Below are 20,971 nucleotides of genomic sequence, written 5' to 3'. Positions count from 1 at the left end.
CGTCACCCGACCGGCCTCCGGCCGCCTCCCTCGGTCGTCTCGGCGAGAGCCGAGGACGCCCCCACGGTCCTCGTCCGCACGAGCTCGCGGTACCAGTGCCCCGAGTCCTTGACCGTGCGCTCCAGGGAGTCGAAGTCGACCCGCACGATGCCGAAGCGCTTGGCGTAGCCGTAGCCCCACTCGAAGTTGTCGAGCAGCGACCAGACGAAGTAGCCGCGCAGGTCCACGCCGCGCTCGAGCGCCCGGTGCGCCGCGGTGAAATGACGGCGGAGGTAGTCGATGCGCTCGGGGTCGGGCACGGAGCCGTCCTCCGCGACCTCGTCGTCGAACGCCGCACCGTTCTCGGTCACCATCAGGGCCTGCTCCGGGAACTGCTGCGAGAGCGACACCAGCAGCTCCTCCAGGCCCTCCGGGGCGATGTTCCACCCCATCGCGGTGTACGGCCCCGGCTGCTCGGCGAACTCGACCAGCTCGTCGCTCCCCGGCCACGCCGTGCCGCCCTCCGCGCCCTTGTGGCCGTCGTTCTGCTGCTTGGGAGAGAGCCCGTCCCAGAGGCGGACCGTCGCGGTGGAGTAGTAGTTCACCCCGAGCACGTCGATCGGCTGGTGGATGGTGTCGAGGTCGCCCTCGCGCACGAAGTCCCAGTCGGTGACCGACGCGGTGTCCTCGAGCAGATCGGCCGGGTACTCGCCGCGCAGCATCGGACCGGTGAACGCCCGGTTCGCGAGCGCGTCGATCCGGCGCATCGCCTCGGACGCTCCGTCGCCCTGCCCCCGCAGGACGTGGAAGTTCAGCGTGACCGAGTAGTCGGGGTCGCCGGTCGAGGTGGCCCGCAGCGCCTGCACGGCCCGCCCGTGCGCGAGGTTGAGATGGTGCACGGCCGACAGCGCGGAGGCCGGCTCGTGCCGACCCGGTGCGTGCCCGCCCTGCCCGTAGCCGAGGTACGCGGAGCACCACGGCTCGTTGAGCGTCGTCCAGGTGTGCACGCGATCCCCCAGAGCCGTGCCCATGATCTCGGCGTAGCGCTCGAAGGCATCGGTCGTCGTGCGGGAGGTCCAGCCGCCCGCATCCTCCAGGTACTGCGGAAGGTCCCAGTGGTACAGCGTGGCCACCGGACGGATGCCGCGTTCGAGCAGGCCGTCCACGAGGCGCGAGTAGAAGTCCACGCCCGCCCGGTTGACCTCGCCCGAGGCGGCCGGCACGATGCGCGGCCAGGCGATCGAGAACCGGTAGGCCTGCAGCCCGAGGTCGCTCATCAGGTCGAGATCCTCGTCGACGCGGTGGTAGTGGTCGCACGCCACGTCACCGGTGTCGCCGTTCCACACGCGCCCCGGTGTCCTGCTGAAGGTGTCCCAGATCGACGGCGTGCGACCGTCCTCGGCCGCCGCGCCCTCGATCTGGTACGACGCGGTGGCGGAGCCGAACGTGAAGCCCTCGGGGAAGACGAGGCCGGAGCCGCGATAGTCGTCCCGGGGCGTGAGGGGGAGGGTCATGCGGTGATCTCCTCGAGGTCGGCGGTGTAGGTCTCGGCGCGTCCGTCGGGGTTCGTCACGGTGACGGCGACGCTGCCGGTGCCGCCCGGGAAGACCCGGAGCCGCAGACCGTCATGGTAGTCGTAGTCCGGCCGGTCCACCCGGGCGCCCCAGGGGAGCGCGGTCCCGGGCCGCACGTACAGCGGCAGGGAGTCGAAGCCGTGCCGCTCCCGGCGCCAGCCCCCGCCCGTGACGGTCTCACCCGTGAGCAGCGAGGTCCAATCCCCGGCCGGCAGGTAGAACTCGACCTCGCCGTCCGCCGTGAAGACCGGGGCGACGAGAAGGTCGGGGCCGAGCATGTACTGCCGGTCGAGGTACGCCGTCGCCGGGTCGTCGGGGAACTCCAGCACCATCGGGCGCATCAGCGGGACACCCGTCGCCGCCGCCTCCAGGCCGTGCTGGTACAGGTACGGCATCAGCCGCATCTTGAGGTGGGTGAACTGCCTCGTCACCTCGACGGCCTCCTCGTCGAACGCCCACGGCACCCGGTACGAGCTGGAGCCGTGGAAGCGCGAGTGCGAGCCGAGCAGTCCGAAGGCGGTCCAGCGCTTGTACACGCCGGCGTCCGGCATGCCCTCGAAGCCCCCGATGTCGTGGCTCCAGAACGCGAAGCCGGAGAGCGCGAGCGAGAGGCCGCCGCGGAGCGTCTCGGCCATCGAGGTGTACGTCGACGTCGAGTCGCCGCCCCAGTGCACGGGCATGCTCTGCCCGCCCGCCGTCGCCGACCGCGCGAACAGCACCGCGTCGCCCTCTCCGCGCGTCTCCGTGAGCACATCGTGCACCGCCCGGTTGTAGAGGTCGGTGTAGAGGTTGTGCATGCGCTCGGGATCGGCGCCGTCGGCCCACACCACGTCGGTCGGGATGCGCTCGCCGAAGTCGGTCTTGAAGCAGTCGACACCCTGCGCCACGAGGGCGCGCAGCTTCGCCTGGTACCAGGCCGTCGCGTCGGGGTTCGTGAAGTCGACCAGCCCCATGCCGGCCTGCCACAGGTCCCACTGCCACACGGTGCCGTCGGCCCGCTTCACGAGGAAGCCCTGGTCGGCGGCCTCGCGGAAGAGCGGCGATCGCTGGGCGATGTAGGGGTTGATCCACACGCACACCCGGAGGTCGCGCTCGTGCAGACGGCCGAGCATGCCCTCGGGGTCGGGGAACACCCGGGGGTCCCACTCGAAGTCGCACCAGTTGAACTCGCGCATCCAGAAGCAGTCGAAGTGGAACACCGACACGGGCAGCTCGCGGGCGGCCATCTCGTCGAGGAACGAGTTCACGGTCTGCTCGTCGTAGTCGGTCGTGAAACTGGTCGACAGCCACAGCCCGTACGACCAGGCGGGCACGATCGGCGGACGCCCGGTGAGCGCCGTGTAGCGACCGAGCACGTCCTTGGGCGTGGGGCCCGCGATCACGAAGTACTCCAGCACCTCCCCGGAGACGGAGAACTGCACCCGCTCGACGGCTTCGGAGCCGATCTCGTAGGAGACATGCCCCGGATCGTTCACGAGCACGCCGTACCCGCGGCTGGAGAGGTGGAACGGCACGTTCTTGTACGCCTGTTCGCTGGAGGTGCCGCCATCGGCGTTCCACACGTCGACGGTCTGCCCGTTCTTCACGAGGGGGCCGAAGCGCTCGCCGAGTCCGTAGATCTGCTCGCCGACGCCGAGGTCGAGCTGCTCGTGCACGAAGGTCGAGGCCGCGGGTGCCCCGCCGCCCTGGCGCGCGTTGCCCACGATGCCGGGATCGACCTGCGCGTCGTCGGCGAGGCGGATGTAGCCCTGCGCCTTGTGCCCGCTGCCGGTCACCCGTCGACCGTCGACCGCGAAGGAGAGGTTCCACGCCGCACCGGTCGCGATCGTCGCGACGAGGGAGCCGGCGTCGACCACGCCCGCGGTGTCGGTCACCGAGACGGAGGGCTCGGCCGTGCCTGCACCGGGAAGGGCGAAGCCGTGGGGCGGACGACCTCCGGTGTGGTGGGCGATCCGCACCCGGATCACCCCCTCCGCGGGGGAGGAGAGCGTCGTGGTGAGCACGGGGCGGTTGAGGGTGTCGCCGCGTCCCGCGATCACCTTGGTGGGAGCGGTGATGACGATCCCGGGACCGTCGGGGGTGTCCGAGGTCTCGGCGACGTCGTACGCCTCCTGCGCGTGGAGCGCGGTGACGCCGGGACGCAGCTGCCAGAACCCGTCGGTGAACTTCATTACTTGACTGCTCCTGCCGTGATGCCCCGCGTGAGGGTGCGCTGGAAGATGAGGAAGAAGATGAGCGTGGGGATGATGCCCAGCAGGGCGGAGGCGCTCGTGGTGGTGACGTCCATGAGCCGGTCGCCCTGCAGCACGCTGATCGCGACGGGCACGGTCTGGTTCGCGTTCGAGGCGAGGAACGTCAGGGGGATGAGGAACTCGTTCCACGTCCAGATGAAGAAGAAGATGAGCAGCACCGACAGCGTCGGGCGGCTGATCGGGAACACGACGCGCCAGAGGATCTGCCAGCGCGTGGCGCCGTCGAGCGACGCCGCCTCGAGCACCTCCTTGGGGAAGGTGCCGTACACCGACGAGAGCAGATACGTGCCGAACGCCGCCTGGATGACGGTGAACACGATGATGACCGACCACACGTTGTCGTACAGGCCGACGGATTTGAACATGTAGTACAGCGGGTAGAGCAGCGCCTCCTGCGGCAGCAGGTTCGCGAGCAGGAAGAGCAGCACGATCCAGGAACGGCCGCGGACGCGTCCGATGCCGATCGCGAACGCGTTGAGCATCGAGATCACCACGGCGAGGACCGCGACGATGCCGGAGATGAAGATCGAGTTCCAGACCTTCTCGGGGAAGTTCACACGTTCCCAGAATTTGATGATCCCGCCGAAGTCGAGCGTCTCGGGGAGCGCGAGCGGACCGGAGGTCGCATAGTCGACCGGGGACTTGAACGAGTTCACCAGCACGAGGTAGAACGGCGCGATGACCAGCAGGGCACCGATGACGACGAGCGCCAGCAGCAGCCAGTCGACCGGGCGCTTCTTGGTCATGCCGCCGCGGGGACGGCTCTTGGCGGGCTTGCCGGTGACGATGGCGGTGGTGGCGTGCATCACAGACCCGCCCTTTCCTTGCGCTCGAGCGAGTTCTGGACGCGGATGAAGATGATCGACACGATCACCACGACGATGGTGAGGACGGTGGCGATCGTGGCGCCGTAGCCGACGTTCCGCTTCGTGAAGAACTCCTGGTAGGCGTAGTACGCGGGCACGAGGGTCGCGCCGGCCGGTCCGCCGCGCGTGATGATGTACACCGGGCCGAAGACCTTCAGCGCGGCGATCGTGCAGGTGAGGGTGACGACGAAGATCTCGGGCCGGATGATGCTCATCGTGATCGCCGTGAAGCGCTGGAGCCAGTTCGCCCCGTCGAGCTCCGCGGCCTCGTAGAGCTCGGGGTCCACGCGCTGCAGCGCCGCCATGAACACCACGACGGGGTAGCCGAGCTGCACCCACACCATGACGACCATCAGCACGATGAGGGCGGAGGGCATCTGCCCGAGCCAGTCGTAGGCGGGGACGCCGAACCATCCGAGGATCTGGTTGAGGGCGCCGTCACCGCCGGGGCGCACGATCCAGCCGATCACGATGCCGGCGACGGCGATCGGGAGGATCTGCGGGAGGTAGTAGGTGGCCCGCAGGAAGCTGCCGACCTTGCCGCCGAACTTGCGTCCGACGACGTCGAACAGCAGGGCGGCGACGATGAGACCGACGATCGTCGGCACGACGACCATGGCGATGATCATCCACACCGAGTTCGTGAACGAGGTCCAGAAGTCGCTGTCGGTGAGGATCTTCTGCCAGTTCTCGAGACCGATGAACTCCGGCGTGCGCACACCCTTCCACTTCGTGAAGGTCAGGTAGACGTTCCAGATCAGCGGGACGATCACGACGATCAGCAGCAGCACGAAGCCGGGCAGCAGGTACATCCAGTAGGCCCCGGTCCCACCGCTGCGCTGCGGGATCGACGGCTGCTCGGGCGGCAGTTTGGTGCGGCCCTCGCGTCGGGTGGCGAGTGACATGTTCATCTCCAGACGATGCGGGGGGCGGCCGTCGGACGACCGCCCCCGCGGGTGGATCAACGGAATTCCGCGGTGCCCTCGTCGTACTGCTCGCCGAGGTTCTCGTTGGTGGTCTCGACGTCCTGCACGCCGGTGACGAGGCCCTGCAGCTCCTGCACGATCACGTCGTAGAAGCCGGGTGCGGGCCAGTCCGGGTAGAAGGAGAGGCCGTCGGCGTCGAGCACGCCGTTGAACGTCTCGATGAGCGCCGCGCTCTTCTCGTCGGTGATGTCGGCGGTGTCGGCCGCGACCGGGAGTCCGCCGTTGTTGCCGATGATCGCCTGGATCTCGGGGCGCATCGTGATGTCGATGAACTCGTAGGCGAGCTCCTTGTTCGCGGCGTTCTCCGGCACGACCCACAGGTTGCCCGAGGAGCCGAGCGAGAGGTCGGCACCCGGGAAGGCGCTCATCGACCAGTCGAAGCCGGTGGCCTCGGCGACGAAACGTCCGAACCACCAGGAGCCCGACACGAAGATCGGCGAGGTGCCGTTGATGAAGGAGACGCCGGCGTCCTCGGCCTTGACCGAGGAGACGTCGGAGGCGATGTAGCCCTTGTCGACGTACTCCTTCAGCGTCTCGGTCGCGGACGTGACCTCCGGTCCCTGCCAATCGACCGGGTTCTTGTACAGCTGGTAGTCGTCGACGAAGCCGCGGTCGCCCTCGAGCAGCGCGAGCTGGTACCAGAGCTGACCGAGGGGATACTCGGCTCCGGCCTCGGCGAGCGGGGTGACGCCCTGGGCGACGAACGCGTCGAGCACGTCGACGAACTCGTCGTAGGTGGTCGGGATCTCCAGGCCGGCCTTCGCGAACGCGTCCTCGTTGTAGTAGACGCCGACGAACTCGCCGTAGTTCGGAACGCCGAACCAGGTGTCGCCGCCCATCACGCCGTCCTCGGTGTACTTCGCCGTGGTCTGCAGCGACGGGGCGAGCTTGTCGTCCCATCCGTGCTCCTCGACGGCATCCGAGATGTCGGCGATCAGACCGGTGGAGGCGAGGAAGCCCGCCGTGGCGTTGCCCTTGTTGAACTCCATGAGGTCGGGCGCGGCATCGGTGTCGAGCACCTGGCTCGCGGTCTTCTGGATCTGCTCGAAGGACTTCTCCTCGAACTCGACCTTCGCTCCGGTCTCCTTCTCGAAGACCGTGATGGCCTCGGCCCAGGCCTTGCCCATCGCGCTGTCGGCGCCCTCGTAGTGCCAGAGCTTGAGGGTCTTGCCGTCGCCGCCGTCGTCGCCGGAGCCGGCGGTGCAGCCGCTCAGTGCGATCCCGGTCGCGGTGAGCGCGGCCAGAACGGCCAGCGCCTTCGTCCTGCGGGTGGTGCGTGCCATCGTCGGCACTCCTTTCTCTGCGGCCGCTCGGGCCGACACTTCATCGGGTCAGGTGTTCAGTTGTGGAAGAGCATCGTCGAAGCGTTTCGACATAGAGCATGCTCAGAGGAGATCTGGTCGCCGCTCAGTCCCCGGCGGGGGAGACGGAGCCGACGGCGCGGTACTCGGGCGGGATGAGGTGGATCCGGGGCGCCGCCTCGCCGTCGAGGCTGCGGACGGCGAGGTCGACCGCGAGCTCGCAGGACTGCTGCGGGACGAGCGGGATCGTGTCGATCGGCACCGAGAGCATCGCGGTGTCGAAGGAAGCGGCGGCGGAGATGACGGCGACGTCCGCTCCGACGGTCAGGCCGTGCTCGTCGAGGACGGACAGCAGGATCTCGTGCACGTCGTCGACCGCGTGCACGATGAAGGCGCGATCACCGCGGGCGAGTGCCTCCTCCGCGGCGGCGCGGACGACGGCCGGCTCGGTGGACGCCGCGCCGGTCACCGACCAGGTGAGCGCGATGCCGCGTGCCGCGATCCGCTCCTGCACGCCGTGCAGCAGGCGGCGCGGGAAGTTCGACCGGCGGTACGACACCTCGGTCTGGCCGAGCAGCGTGATGCGCTCGTGCCCGGCGTCCGCGAGACGGTCGACGGCGAGATGGCCGACGGCCTCGAAGTCGAGGTCGACGCAGGTGAGCCCCTCGCTGTCGTCGGGAAGGCCGATGAAGACGGTGGGCGTGCGGACGGTCCGGGCGATCGCCACCCGCTCGTCATCGGGGGCGACGTCGAGCACCAGGATCGCGTCGACCAGGTTGCTGGCGGCGACGCGGTTCATGCCCTCGGACGTCTGCTCATCGGTCAGCAGGAGGATGTCGTAGCCCTGCCGCCGCGCGGCGACGGCGGTCGCGAGGACGAACGCCATGTGCGTCGGGGCATGGGTGTCGGCGCGCAGCGGCTCCGTCAGCGCGAAGATGTGGGTGCGACGGCCGGCCAGCATGCGGGCTCCGGCGTCCGGTTCATAGCCCAGCGTGTGCACCGCGTCCTCGATGCGCTTGCGCGTCTTCTCGGAGACCGGGCGCTTGCCACTGAGCGCGTAGGAGACGGTGCTGATCGATACCCCGGCGGCGTGCGCCACCTCGTGGATCGTCGTCATGCGGACTCCATCGTCATCGGGGCGACCGCATCGTCGAAGCGCTTCGCCTGTTCCTTCTCAGCGATGATAGACAGCCGATGTCGGGGAGCGCAAGCTTTTTGTGGTTGCGCGCAACAAATTCGTCCCACGGTGCATGGGAGCGGTCCCGCCGGAGGGCGACGAGGTCTCGATGGGGGAGGGGATTCGAGACCCCGCCGCCGGTCTAGGTCGTGACGCGGATCTCGGCGATGACCTCGCCGTAGGCGGTCTCGCCGACGGGGGTGAACCCGACGCGGTGGAAGAACGTCTCCGGTCCTCCCTCACCCGCCTCGTAGATCACGTCGACGTGGTCGACGCCGCGTGCGCGGGCCTCGTCGACCAGTGCCTCGACGGCGTAGCGGCCGACACCGCGACCCTGGTCGTCGGCGTCGACGTTGATGCGCCACAGCACGGAGCGGAAGTGCTCCTCCGGCGCCTCGGGGTCGAAGTTCGCGCTGACGAAGCCGACGACCTCGTTGCGGTCGAGGATCACCCGCTGCCAGGACGTCTGCGGGTTGATGACGGTGGCCGCGATCCCGTACGAGACCGGAGCGAGGAACTGCTCCTGTCCGGGCTTGAGCGACAGGTTGTTCACGGCGACGATCGTCGCAGCGGAGAGTTCGACCATGCGCAGTTCGGACATGTCCCCAGGCTAACCCCTCGCGCGCGGCGGTACACGTTTCGGGCGAACATTTCACCTCGGCGTCGTCGACCCGCGCCGTGGAGAGCGTGCGCGTCACCGCCCCGAATACGCGATCCAGGCCACTCAGGTATCTTGGTATCGAGACAAATAGCCCCGTGAACGGAGAACCTCCCGGTGACCGACGACGCCATCATCTACACGTACACAGACGAGGCACCGGCGCTCGCCACCGCCTCGTTCCTTCCGATCATCCAGGCATACACCGGCCAGGCCGGCATCGAGGTCGAGACGCGAGACATCTCTCTGGCGGGCCGCATCCTCGCCGCGTTCCCGCAGAAGCTCACCCCCGAGCAGCAGGTCGGCGACGCGCTCGCCGAGCTGGGCGGCCTCGCCACGCTCCCCGAGGCGAACATCATCAAGCTGCCGAACATCTCGGCCTCCATCCCGCAGCTCAAGGGCGCCATCGCGGAGCTGCAGAAGCAGGGCTACGACATCCCGGACTTCCCGGACGAGCCGTCCTCCCTCGAGGAGAAGGACGTGCGCGCCCGCTACGACCGCATCAAGGGCTCCGCCGTGAACCCCGTGCTGCGCGAGGGCAACAGCGACCGCCGCGCCCCGCTCGCGGTGAAGAACTACGCCAAGAAGCACCCCCACCGCAACAAGCCGTTCGCGGACGGATCGAAGACCCGCGTCGCGACCCTCGGCCACGACGACTTCAAGCACAACGAGCGCTCCTGGGTCGCCGCCCACGACGACGTCCTGAGCTTCCGTCACACGGCGGAGGACGGCACCGTCACCGTGCTCAAGGAGGGCCTCAAGGTCCTTCCGCGCGAGATCATCGACGCCACGTTCCTCTCCGCCACGGAGCTGGACGCGTTCCTCGCCGAGACGCTGAAGACGGCCAAGGCCGACGACGTGCTCTACTCGGTGCACCTCAAGGCGACCATGATGAAGGTCAGCGACCCGATCATCTTCGGTCACGTCGTGAAGGCGTTTTTCGCCGACGTGTTCGCCCAGTACGGCGACAAGCTCGCCGCCGCCGGGCTCAGCGCCAACGACGGACTCGGGTCGATCCTCTCGGGCCTGGCGAACGTCGCGGACGGCGCGGAGATCGCCGCCGCCTTCGACAAGGCCATCGCCGAGGGCCCGCGCCTGTCGTACGTGAACTCCGACAAGGGCATCACGAACCTGCACGTGCCGAGCGACGTGATCGTCGACGCGTCGATGCCCGCGCTGGTGCGCAACGGCGGCAAGCTGTGGGGCAAGGACGGGGAAGAGGCGGACACGCTCGCCGTCATCCCGGACTCCTCGTACGCGAGCGTCTACCAGGCCGTGATCGACGACGTGATCGCGAACGGCCCGCTCGACCCGGCCACCATCGGCACCGTCCCGAACGTGGGGCTGATGGCGCAGGCCGCCGAGGAGTACGGCAGCCACGACAAGACCTTCGAGATCGCGGCGGACGGCATCGTCCAGGTGCTCGACAGCGAGGGCACGGTGCTCATCGAGCACGCGGTCGGCAAGGGCGACATCTGGCGCGCGACGCAGACCAAGCACATCCCGGTGATGGACTGGGTCAAGCTCGCGGTGACCCGCGCGCGGGCGACCGGCGACCCCGCCGTGTTCTGGCTCGACGCGAACCGCTCGCACGACGCGCAGATCATCGCCAAGGTGCACCAGGGCCTCGCGACCCTCGACACCAAGGGCCTCACGATCACGATCCTCGCGCCCGAGGAGGCCACGCGCTACACGCTCGCGCGCATGCGTCACGGCCTCGACACCATCTCGGTCACCGGCAACGTGCTGCGCGACTACCTGACCGACCTGTTCCCGATCCTCGAGGTCGGCACCAGCGCCAAGATGCTCTCGATCGTCCCGCTGCTCGCGGGCGGCGGACTGTTCGAGACCGGTGCCGGTGGTTCCGCGCCGAAGCACGTGCAGCAGCTCGTCGAGCAGAACTACCTGCGCTGGGACTCGCTGGGCGAGTTCTTCGCGCTGGCCGCGTCCCTCGAGCACTTCGCCGACCGCACGGGCAACGAGAAGGCGCGCGTGCTGGCCGAGACGCTGGACGCCGCGACCGGGACGTTCCTCGAGGAGGACCGCTCGCCGGGCCGCGCTCTGGGCACGATCGACAACCGCGGCAGCCACTACTACCTGAGCCTGTACTGGGCCCAGGAGCTGGCGAAGCAGACCAAGGACGCGGATCTCGCGGCCGCCTTCGCCCCGATCGCCGAGACCCTCGCGAAGAACGAGGAGACCATCGTCTCCGAGCTCAACGCGGTGCAGGGCACGCCGGTCGAGATCGGCGGCTACTACCGTCCGGACGACGCGCTCGTCACCGCCGTCATGCGTCCGTCCGCGACGCTGAACGGCATCGTCGACGCGCTGCGCTGACACACGGAAGAAGGGGGCGGATGCTGCGGCATCCGCCCCCTTCTTCGTACCCGCCGTGGCCCGGTCGCCGGCAGGCGCACGGCCGAAACCCAGACGAGAGCGTCACGCCACGGCGCGTCCGGCGCGGACACGCGGGTGCGCCGACATCCGCTCTCCGCTCTGGATCAGCTTTGTCCGCGGGCGCGCCGGTCAGCGACCGGTGCGGGTCAGTTGTAGACGGAGACCTCGAGGCCCTCGGGGGACCAGTCGTAGACGTACTTGGCGAGGTCGATCGGCAGGTTGACGCAGCCGTGGCTCATCCGGTTGCCGAAGTTGTTGTGCCAGTAGGTGCCGTGGAAGCCGATGTTCGGCGCGAACCAGGTGATCCAGGGCACGTCCTCGGTGCAGTAGGGGGCGCCTTCGTAGCAGCCCATGTCCTGCATCGCGGTGTGCGCGAACACCTTGAAGTTGCCGGTCGGCGTCGGTGTGCCCGGCAGGCCGGTGGAGACCGCCCAGGACTTCACGACCTCGTTGTTCTGGAAGAGGTACGCACGCTGCTGGCTGAGGTTGATCTCGATGCGGCGGGCCAGGTTCACGGTCTTGAACGGGGTCTCGCTCACGGTGAGTGCGAACACGCCGTCGCCCGCGGCGAGCTGCTGGGCGAACTGGTCGGCGACGCCCGAGGTGTCTCCGACCGCGCGCCCCGTGGCACCCGTCTGCTCCGCGCGCAGCACGTTGCCGGCGGAGTCGACGATGTTGGTGGCGTTGACCGGGGCGCGGTCGACGAGCTTGGGGAGGGTGTCGACGGTCGCCTGGATGGCCTGCGCGTCGGCCTCGATGCGCAGCTGTCCGTCGTCGTCGACGACCTTCAGCCAGGTCGCGGCCACCGCGGGCTTGACCGGCACGGTGCGCTCGTCGCCGACGTAGAAGCCGATCTTCCCGAGCATCGTGTTCAGCTCGGCGGCCGTGGCGGTCGCATCGTCGTCGGACACGGCGGGCAGCGCCTCGGCGGGGCCGCCGGGGTAGTCGAACGACGCGCTGCCGGCGGCGACCGCGTCGACGAAGGCGGCGTTGAGATCGGCGACGTCGATGCCGGTACCGGCCTCGGACGGCGTGATGACGTACTTCCCGGTGGCGGCGTCGAAGGCGACACCCGCGTCCACGGGGTCGACGAAGCTGGCCGGGACGGCGTCGCGCAGGGCCGCGGTCGCCTTGTCGGCGTCGAGGACGATCTCGGCGGGAACCGGGTCGCCCATCCAGGAGCCGAGGTTCCACATCGGACGCTCGGCGAACGCGGTGTCGGCCAGGGCGGTCGCATCGACGGTCGCGCCCAGGTCGGCGCCGGAGAGGACGGTGTCGTCTCCGTCTCCGGTGAGCGTGACCTCGGTCTCGGCGAGGTGGGAGTTGATGGCCTCGGCGGCGGCGCCCGGGGTCATCCACCCGACGGGGATGCCGGCGACCGTGGTGCCGGGGGCGATGAGGATCATGGAGGCGGCGCCCGCGCCCAGCACGACGGCGCCGACGCCCAGGCCGATCCAGAGGCCGAGGCGTCGCTTCTTGGGGGACGGCTCGACAGGGGCCCAGGCCAGGGGCTGCTCGCCCGTGTTCGGCGGCACGACCTCGGTGGAGGCCTCGCCCGGCGTGAGTACGGCGGTGGGTGCGGAATCGTCACCGTGCGCCTCGGCTGCTGCGCCCGGCGCAGAAATCAGATCGGTCACGAACTTCACCCCCCGGCTCTCAAACGTGTCCTGACGTCCAATGGTACGGGATGGGAGGTAACGGGGAGGCAACGGAAGTGATATCGTGCGCCTCCCCGCCCGGGAATCAGTCGACGATCGCGATGCCGTCGATCTCGACGAGCATCTCCTCACGCGGCAGGCCCGTGAAGACGGTGGTGCGCGAGGGCAGCACGTCGCCCGTCGTGTGGGCGCTGACGAAGGCGCCGTAGGCGTCGTTCATGATGGGGAAGTCCTCGCGCTTGGTGAGGTAGACGCGCAGCATCACGACGTCGTCGAACGTCGCGCCGGAGGCCTCGACGATCGCCTTGACGTTCTCGAGTGTGCGGGTGGTCTGCGCGGCGACGTCTCCCGGGAAGAGGTACTCGTTGGTCGTCGGGTCGACGGGGCCCTGGCCGGAGACCTGGACGAACGGGCCCTTGCGCACTCCCTGCGAGAAGGTGTGTGCGGGGGCGGGGGCGGCGTCGGTGGAAACTCGGATCTTCGCGGTCATGCCGCCAGCCTAGTAGCCTTGTTAGATGCCTCTACAAATTCCGGATCCCGTTCTCGGCGCCTGGACGAAGGGGTTCCCGGCGCAGGCCGCGGGACTCCGTCTCTCGGAGGTCGCCGCAGCCGGCCTGCACCTCTCGGACCTGGTCACGCCGGTCCTCACGGTGCATGAGGATGCGCTCACGCACAACGAGGAGACCGTCTTCGCCTGGGCCGAGGGCCGCGGAGTGCTGCTCGCGCCGCACGGCAAGACCACGATGGCGCCGGCGCTGTGGCAGCGGCTGCTCGATGCGGGCGCGTGGGGGATCTCGGTGGCGACGCCGTGGCAGGCCGAGGTGGCCGTGGATGCGGGCGTCGCGACCGTGCTGATCGCCAACGCCGTCACCGACCCCGCCGCCGTGCGCCGCCTGGGCGCGTTGCTCGCCGCGGACGAGGGGCTGCGCGTGCTGTGCTGGGCGGACTCGCTCGTCGGCGTCGAGATCCTGGCCGCGGGGATGCGCGACGCCGCGCGACCGCTGGACGTGCTGGTCGAGCTCGGCGGTGCGCACGGACGCACGGGCGCCCGCACGCTCGACGAGGGGGAGCAGATCGCCCGGGCGATCGCCGAGGCCCCGGGGCTGCGGCTCGCGGGTGTCGCGGGATACGAAGGGCCCTTCGGCCCGGACCGCAGCGCGGCGTCCGTCGCCGCGGTCGACGCCTACCTGCGCACGCTCATCGAGCTGCACGAGCGACTGACGTACGACGACGACGTGCGGCCGGTGCTCACGGCCGGCGGCAGCTCGTTCCCCGACCGCGCCGCGGAGGTGCTGGCGCCGCAGAACGGCACGGCCGACATCGTGCTGCGCTCCGGGGCGTTCCAGATCCACGACGACGGGTTCTACTCGCGGATGTCGCCGTTCGGGCCCCTGACCGGCACCGCGCCGCTGCGCTCCGCGATGCACGCCTGGTCGCGCGTCGTGTCCCACCCCGAGGACGGCCTCGCTCTGCTCGACGCAGGGCGGCGGGATGTGCCGTTCGACCTCGACCTGCCGGTTCCGCAGTCGGTCGCGGGGGAGATCACCGCGCTGAACGATCAGCACGCTTTCCTCCGACTCGCCGCCGACGACGGTGACGCCGCGGGTGCCGAGGTCGGCGATGTCGTGCGCCTCGGACTCTCGCACCCGTGCACCGCCTTCGACAAGTGGCGGGTGGTCGCGGTGATCGACGATCCGGACGCCGCCGATCCCCGCGTGATCGGAGCGGTCGCGACATGCTTCTGAGCGCGGAGAAGGCCGCTGACGGCCTGGTACGGATCTACCGCGGAGCGACCGTCGTCGACGGCACCGGATCGCCGCGCCAGGTGGCGGACGTCGCCGTCGAGGGTGCCAGGATCGTCGCGGTGCTGCCCGGGGGAGCGGACTCCGACCCCCTCGAGCTTCCCGAGGGAGCGGTCGAGGTGGACGCGACCGGCCTCGTCCTCGCCCCCGGCTTCATCGACATGCACGCGCACAGCGACCTGGCCGTCCTGACCGGAGCCGCCCACGACGCCAAGATCCGGCAGGGCGTCACGACCGAGGTGCTCGGGCAGGACGGTCTCGGCTATGCGCCGCTCGACGACGCCACGGCCGCCGTCATCCCCGCCCAGATCGCCGGCTGGAACGGGCTGCCGCCCGTCGCACCGTGGCGGACCATGGACGACCTGCTCGCGGCGATCGACGAGGCTGCGGTCGCGAACGCCGCCGTCCTGGTCCCGCAGGGGAACCTCCGGATGATCGTCGTCGGACACGAGAACCGTCCCGCGACGTCGGACGAGATCGCCGCGATGGCCGAGCTGCTCGGGGCCGCGCTGGACGCGGGCGCCTTCGGGATGTCGAGCGGCCTCACCTACACGCCGGGGATGTATGCCGACGTCGCCGAGCTGGAGGCCCTGTGCCGCGTCGTCGCCGAGCGCGGCGGCTACTGGGCTCCGCACACCCGCAGCTACGGCGGGGGAGCGCTCGACGCCTACCGGGAGGCGCTGGACATCGGCCGCCGCACCGGCTGCCCCGTGCACCTCACCCACGCGACCATGAACTTCACGCCGAACCGGGGGCGCGCGGATGAGCTCCTCGCGCTGATCGACGAGGCGATCGCCGACGGCGTCGACGTCACGCTGGACACCTACCCGTATCTGCCGGGTGCGACCACGCTCGCCGCCCTGCTCCCGAGCCGGCTGGCCGCGACGGGCGACCTGCTGCGGACGCTCTCCGCGCTCGACGCCGACGGCCGCGAGGCCGTGCGCGTGGAGCTCGAGGAGATCGGCTGCGACGGCTTCCACGGGGAGAAGGCCGACTGGACCCAGATCCAGATCTCCGGCACCGCGAATCCCGCCCTCGCGGACCTCGTCGGCCGCACGGTCGCGGAGATCGCCGCGGACACGGGTCGCCGGGCCGTCGACGTCGTGCTCGACACGGTGATCGCGGACGGCGGGGCCACCGGCATCCTCATGCACATCGGCGACGAGGACAACGTGCGCGCCATCATGCGCCACCCCCAGCATGCGGGCGGAAGCGACGGGATCCTGATCGGCGCCCGTCCGCACCCGCGGGGTCGCGGCACGTTCCCGCGCTACCTCGGTCACTACGTGCGCGAACTCGGCATCCTCACCCTGGAGGAGGCCGTGCGCCATCTGGCCGGCACGCCCGCGCGGCGTCTGGGACTCGACCGTGGTGACGCGCCGCGCGGCATCATCCGTGCGGGAGCCGTCGCCGACCTGGTGCTGTTCGACCCGGATCTGATCGCCGCCGGAGCGACGTTCGACGATCCTCTCGCCACTCCGCAGGGCATCGTCGAGGTGCTGGTGAGCGGTGTCGCCGTGCTCACCGACGGCGAGCCGACCGGCGCCACGCCCGGGCGGGCTCTGCGGATGCCGCCCCCGGCGCACCGGGCGACCGTGCCGCGCATCGAGGCGCGCATCGACCCTCTGGTACCCGGGTTCCGCTGGTCGGGAGCGACTCCGGTCCTCGTCTCCTCCGAAACCGCCGCCTCCGAAAACATCGCCTCCGAAACCGCCGCCTTCGAAATCGCCGCCGACGCGCTCGCCGCCTCCGTGGCACGGCTCAGCGGGGAAGCGTACGACGACGCACTGCCGCCCATCCGCCTGCTGATCGACGAGGGGCTCGGAGCGGACGCCGCATCGGCGGGGCGCATCGGAGCCGAGGCCTTCCGGGTGAGCGTCACCGAGGCCGGCGTCGAGATCAGAGGGGCGAGCCCCGCGGGCGTCTACCGCGGAGCCACCACGCTGCGACAGCTCCGCGATCCGGATGCGGCCACGGCGCTGATCCCCGCCGGAGTCTGGGAGGGAGCGCCTGCGTACGCCTGGCGGGGGACGATGCTCGACGTCGCCCGGCACTTCCGACCCGTCGACGAGGTCCGACGCCTCATCGACCTGCTCGCCGATCATCACCTCAACGTCCTGCACCTGCACCTCACGGACGATCAGGGGTGGCGCTTCGAGGTGCCCGGGTACCCGCGTCTCACCGAGGTCGGCGCCCGTCGCGCGTCGACGCAGCTCGGACACGGCCCGCTCGCGACCGTCGAGCCCGGCGTGCATGAGGGGTTCTACTCCACGGCGGATCTGCGGGAGCTCGTGGCCTATGCCGCCGAGCGCTTCGTGACACTCGTCCCGGAGGTCGAGCTGCCCGGCCACGTGCAGGCGGCGCTGGCGGCGTATCCCGAGCTCGGGAACGTCGACGTCGGCGAACCGGTCGCCTCGGCGTGGGAGCGCTTCGGCGTCAACCGTCGCACGCTCGCGCCGACCGAGGCCTCGCTGGCCTTCGGGCGCGCCGCGATCGATGCCCTGTGCGACGTGTTCGACGCGGAGTGGATCGGCATCGGCGGTGACGAGGTGCCCGTGACGGAATGGGCGGAGAGCGCCGCGGCGGCCGAGCGGATGCGCGAGCTGGGTCTCGCCTACGCGCACGACGTGCAGCCCTGGTTCACGGCGCACTTCGTGGCCCACGTCCGTGCCAGGGGCAGGACCGCCCTGGCCTGGGACGAGGTGCTCGAGGGCGACGTGCCGGAGGGGGTGCGGATCCTCGCCTGGCGGGGACCCGTGGCGATGCGCGATGCCCTGCGCCGCGGCATCCCGGTGGTCGCATGCCCCGACCTCGAGGTGTACCTCGACTACCCGCAGTCGGCGTCCGCGGAGGAGCCGATCCGGGTGGGGCCGCCGCTGACGATCGAGCGTGCCTACACGCTGCGGGTCGAGGACGGCGCGGTCGGCGGCCAGGCGAACATCTGGAGCGAGCATCTGCCCACCCGCGATCGCATCGACTTCGCCGTGTTCCCGCGCCTCGCGGCGATCGCGGAACGGCTCTGGGAGGGCGGGGAACCGGCCCCCTACGCCGACTTCGGGCGGCGCCTGCCGACCCATCTGCGCCGTCTCCGCGCTGCGGGGGTGCGGTATCGTCCCCTGGACGGCCCCACCCCGGATCAGCGTCGCCCCGGTGTGCCGGGCAAACCGCTCACGATCGAGGCGCGGGAGGACATCGTCGCGGGGCTGGTCGCCCGCCTCGTGGAGCGCTCGCAGACCGCCCCCGCCGAGTATCGAAAGTAATGTAACGTTTCGGTAACCCTCCCCGCGCGTCCGCGGGGAGAGGTTGCGTAAATTTTGTTCGTAAGGTCTACTAACAAACATGTCCGTTTCGGATGAACAGCGTCCAGCGCCGCCGTCAGAGTACGCCGGCGCGAGCACGCATGCCTTCGGCCCCGGGCGCCACCTGCGCTCGCGCACGAAAGTGCTCCCCGAGCACGCGCGCGGGCACAACCGCGCCCTGGTCCTGCAGACGCTGTACCACGCCGGCGCGATGAGCCGTGCCGACCTCTCCCGCGAGACGGGACTGACCAGGGTCACCATCTCCGACCTGGTCGCGGAGTTCATCGCCGACGGCATCGTCATCGAGATGGGCGTCCGCGAGGCCGTGGGGCCGGGCAAGCCGCCGATCCTCATCGACATCGACCGCTTCGGCCACCAGATCCTCGGGCTCGACCTCTCCGGACCGAACGCGTTCGCCGGCGCCGTGCTCAGCCTCGACGGGGACGTGATCGAGCGGCGCGAGGTCGCGCGTCCGGACTCGGCCGACGGCGAGGCCGCCTACTCCGCCCTCCGCGACCTCGCGCAGACGCTCGTCGCCGCCTCCACCCAGCCGCTCCTCGGTGTCGGCATCGGTACTCCCGGTGTCGTGCGCCCGGACGGCGTCGTGCTCAGCTCGCCGAACCTCGGCTGGACGAACTTCCCACTCGAGGCGAAGCTCGGCGTCGACCTCGATCTGCCCGTCCTCGCCCGCAACGACGCCAACGCGGCCGTGCTCGCCGAGTACACCTTCGGCGACGCGAAGGCCGACTTCATGCTGATCAAGATCGGCAAGGGCGTCGGAGCCGGTCTCATCACCGGCAGCCAGCCGCTGCTGGGCAGCCGCTTCGCGGCAGGGGAGATCGGACACGTCGTCGTCGGCACCGACGGCGGCCCTCGCTGCGCCTGCGGCAAGGACGGCTGCCTCGAAGCCTGGCTCAGCGTCACCCGTCTTCGCGCGGCGCTCGCCGCCGACCCCGACGCGCGCGACGAGATCCTCCGCGATGCGGGCACGCGCATGGCGATCGCCATCGCCCCGATCGTCGCGGCACTCGACCTCTCGGAGGTCGTCCTCTCCGGACCCGCCGACCTGCTCGACGGCATCCTGATCGATGCCGCCATCGAGACCCTGCACGCGCGGACGCTCGAGGGCGTCTTCGAAGACGTCACCGTGCGCCTGACGCACCAGGACGACATCGTCCTGCGCGGAGCCGCGGTGATGGTGCTCTCCGGGCAGCTGGGAGTGTCGTGATCTCCTCCTTCACGGCCGCCGGCACCATCGCTCGGAGCGGCATCCGATGAGCGGCGTGCGCACGGCCGACCCGACGGGTCGGCAGATTCGAGTGGGCCTGGACGTCGGCGGCACCAAGATCGACGCGGTCGCCGTCGACCCCTCGGGGGAGATCATCGGCCGCCTTCGCCGTCCCACCGGCTGGGGCGAGGACGCGGTCGTCGAGAGCATCGTCACGTCGGTCACCGCCCTCGCCGACGAGGTCGGCTTCCGGATCTCCGACATCGGCTCCGTCGGCATCGGCATCCCCGGACTCGTCGACGCCGACTCCGGGCGCGTGGATCACGCGGTCAACCTCGGCGTGGAGTCCCTGGACCTCGCCGGTCGGGCGGAGCAGGCCCTCGGCGTGCCGTTCCGCGTCGAGAACGACGTCAAGGCCGCGGCGCTCGGCGCCGCCGTGCTGAGCGGCGTCGCCGGATCGATGGCGTATCTCAACCTCGGCACCGGCGTCGCCGCCGGCATCGTGATCGACGGACGCATCTGGCGTGGCTCCCGCGGCACCGCGGGCGAGGTCGGGCATCTCTCCGTCGACCCGCGCGGCCGCCTGTGCGGCTGCGGGCAGCACGGCTGCGTCGAGACCTTCTGCGGCGGCGGCGCCCTCGCGAAGGCCTGGGGACGCCCCGGCGCGCTGCCCATCCGGGACATCTTCGACGCCGCCGAGGCGGACGACCCGCTGGGGGTCGCGCTCCGCGACGATCTGTTCCACGGCGCGGCCGCCGCGGTGCGCGTGCTCGTGCTGTCGGCCGACGTCGAGACCGTCGTCATCGGGGGAGGGCTCACGGCCCTCGGCGACCGCCTCGAGAACGGCATCCGGGCGGCCCTGCACGCCGGTGCGGAGGCGTCGCCGTTCATGCGCTCGCTGCGCCTGGATGAGAGAATCGAACTGTTGCCCGCGGGGTCCCCCGCTGCGGCTTTCGGCGCCGCACTGGTCGGCGCATCCATCACCGAGAAGGAGATCGTTCCGCATGGCTGAGGTCGTCATCGTCGAGAATGCCGAGGCCGCCGGTGCGCTGGTCGCCACCGAGATCGTCGAGCTGATCGAACGTCGCGCGGACGCGGTCCTCGGCCTCGCCACCGGATCGACTCCGCTTCCCGTGTACCAGGCGCTCCGCTCGCAGCTCGCCGGTCGGGATGTGTCGCAGGTGCGCGGCTTCGCCCTGGACGAGTACGTCGGCATCGACCCGACGCACCCGGAGAGCTACCGCTCCGTCATCACGCGCGAGGTCGTCGAGCCGCTCGGACTCGACCCGCGCCGCATCCACGTCCCCAACGGCGCCCAGGCCACGATACAGCACGCCGGCGACGACTACGAGGCGGCCATCGATGCCGCCGGCGGCGTCGACCTGCAGATCCTCGGCATCGGCACCGACGGGCACATCGGCTTCAACGAGCCCGGTTCCTCCTTCGCCTCACGGACGCGCGTGAAGACGCTCACGGAGCAGACCCGCGAGGACAACGCCCGCTTCTTCGACTCCATCGACGACGTGCCGATGCACTGCATCACGCAGGGGCTCGGCACGATCCTCAAGGCGCGCCACCTCGTGCTGCTCGCGTTCGGCGAGGGCAAGGCGGCGGCGGTCGCCGGGGCCGTCGAGGGGCCGCTCACCGCGCTCCTGCCGGGTTCCGCGATCCAGCTGCACCCGCATGCGACGATCGTCGTCGACGAGGCCGCGGCATCGCGTCTCGCTCTCGCCGACTACTACCGCTACACGTTCGCCAACAAGCCCTCCTGGCAGGGCATCTGACGCACCCGCG

General features: G+C 70.3%; 15 protein-coding genes. 6 read left to right on the top strand and 9 right to left on the bottom strand.

Annotation, left to right across the window (positions count from 1 at the left end; translation table 11 throughout):
• Nucleotides 1-2 precede the first annotated feature (2 nt).
• The 7 genes from AC07VM_RS09750 to AC07VM_RS09720 all read right to left on the bottom strand — a co-directional run bounded on the left by AC07VM_RS09750 (nucleotide 3) and on the right by AC07VM_RS09720 (nucleotide 8,736).
• Entirely contained in the window at nucleotides 3-1,493 is a 1,491-nt protein-coding gene (locus tag AC07VM_RS09750) for a GH1 family beta-glucosidase (RefSeq protein WP_494910938.1), read from the bottom strand.
• Entirely contained in the window at nucleotides 1,490-3,724 is a 2,235-nt protein-coding gene (yicI, locus tag AC07VM_RS09745; protein WP_494910936.1) for an alpha-xylosidase, read from the bottom strand. Before yicI ends, AC07VM_RS09750 begins: the two co-directional genes overlap by 4 nt.
• Nucleotides 3,724-4,611, bottom strand: coding sequence for a carbohydrate ABC transporter permease (locus tag AC07VM_RS09740; protein WP_267417635.1), 888 nt, complete (start codon nucleotides 4,609-4,611; stop codon nucleotides 3,724-3,726). The genes yicI and AC07VM_RS09740 overlap by 1 nt, the downstream gene beginning before the upstream one ends.
• Nucleotides 4,611-5,576, bottom strand: coding sequence for a carbohydrate ABC transporter permease (locus AC07VM_RS09735; RefSeq protein WP_494911699.1), 966 nt, complete (start codon nucleotides 5,574-5,576; stop codon nucleotides 4,611-4,613). The genes AC07VM_RS09740 and AC07VM_RS09735 overlap by 1 nt, the downstream gene beginning before the upstream one ends.
• A 56-nt stretch (nucleotides 5,577-5,632) precedes the next feature.
• Nucleotides 5,633-6,940, bottom strand: a complete 1,308-nt coding sequence (locus AC07VM_RS09730; protein ID WP_494910935.1) for an ABC transporter substrate-binding protein — start codon at nucleotides 6,938-6,940, stop codon at nucleotides 5,633-5,635.
• A 124-nt stretch (nucleotides 6,941-7,064) separates the two neighbouring features.
• Nucleotides 7,065-8,075: a LacI family DNA-binding transcriptional regulator gene (locus AC07VM_RS09725; RefSeq protein WP_494910934.1), complete on the bottom strand. Its 1,011-nt coding sequence runs from the start codon at nucleotides 8,073-8,075 to the stop codon at nucleotides 7,065-7,067.
• A gap of 202 nt (nucleotides 8,076-8,277) precedes the next feature.
• A complete protein-coding gene (locus tag AC07VM_RS09720) occupies nucleotides 8,278-8,736 on the bottom strand; it encodes a GNAT family N-acetyltransferase (protein WP_267417638.1) in 459 nt (152 codons plus the stop codon).
• Nucleotides 8,737-8,910: 174 nt separating this feature from the next.
• Between AC07VM_RS09720 and AC07VM_RS09715 the strand changes: the two genes are divergently transcribed.
• Nucleotides 8,911-11,130: an NADP-dependent isocitrate dehydrogenase gene (locus tag AC07VM_RS09715; protein WP_494910933.1), complete on the top strand. Its 2,220-nt coding sequence runs from the start codon at nucleotides 8,911-8,913 to the stop codon at nucleotides 11,128-11,130.
• Nucleotides 11,131-11,336: 206 nt separating this feature from the next.
• Here AC07VM_RS09715 and AC07VM_RS09710 read toward each other — a convergent pair whose 3' ends face one another.
• Entirely contained in the window at nucleotides 11,337-12,827 is a 1,491-nt protein-coding gene (locus tag AC07VM_RS09710) for a L,D-transpeptidase family protein (RefSeq protein WP_494910931.1), read from the bottom strand.
• Nucleotides 12,828-12,933: 106 nt separating this feature from the next.
• Complete coding sequence (locus tag AC07VM_RS09705) at nucleotides 12,934-13,338, bottom strand: RidA family protein (protein ID WP_494910930.1); 405 nt, start codon at nucleotides 13,336-13,338, stop codon at nucleotides 12,934-12,936.
• A 25-nt stretch (nucleotides 13,339-13,363) separates the two neighbouring features.
• Here AC07VM_RS09705 and AC07VM_RS09700 point away from each other — a divergent pair, with 25 nt between their 5' ends.
• The 5 genes from AC07VM_RS09700 to nagB all read left to right on the top strand — a co-directional run bounded on the left by AC07VM_RS09700 (nucleotide 13,364) and on the right by nagB (nucleotide 20,961).
• A complete protein-coding gene (locus AC07VM_RS09700; RefSeq protein ID WP_494910929.1) occupies nucleotides 13,364-14,593 on the top strand; it encodes an alanine racemase in 1,230 nt (409 codons plus the stop codon).
• A complete protein-coding gene (locus tag AC07VM_RS09695) occupies nucleotides 14,584-17,910 on the top strand; it encodes a family 20 glycosylhydrolase (RefSeq protein ID WP_494910928.1) in 3,327 nt (1,108 codons plus the stop codon). Before AC07VM_RS09700 ends, AC07VM_RS09695 begins: the two co-directional genes overlap by 10 nt.
• Nucleotides 17,911-17,989: 79 nt before the next feature.
• The gene (locus AC07VM_RS09690) at nucleotides 17,990-19,177 is read left to right on the top strand and encodes an ROK family transcriptional regulator (protein WP_494910926.1); all 1,188 of its coding nucleotides are present in this window, start codon (nucleotides 17,990-17,992) and stop codon (nucleotides 19,175-19,177) included.
• 46 nt (nucleotides 19,178-19,223) lie between these two features.
• Complete coding sequence (locus tag AC07VM_RS09685; RefSeq protein WP_267417645.1) at nucleotides 19,224-20,189, top strand: ROK family protein; 966 nt, start codon at nucleotides 19,224-19,226, stop codon at nucleotides 20,187-20,189.
• Nucleotides 20,182-20,961: a glucosamine-6-phosphate deaminase gene (gene nagB, locus AC07VM_RS09680; RefSeq protein WP_494910925.1), complete on the top strand. Its 780-nt coding sequence runs from the start codon at nucleotides 20,182-20,184 to the stop codon at nucleotides 20,959-20,961. Before AC07VM_RS09685 ends, nagB begins: the two co-directional genes overlap by 8 nt.
• The last annotated feature ends 10 nt before the right edge of the window (nucleotides 20,962-20,971 follow it).

The sequence above is a fragment of the Microbacterium sp. GW821-FHT01D02 genome, assembly GCF_059422585.1.
The sequence above is the reverse complement of the archived record's forward strand: the minus strand, read 5'-3'. Positions and strand labels throughout refer to the sequence as shown.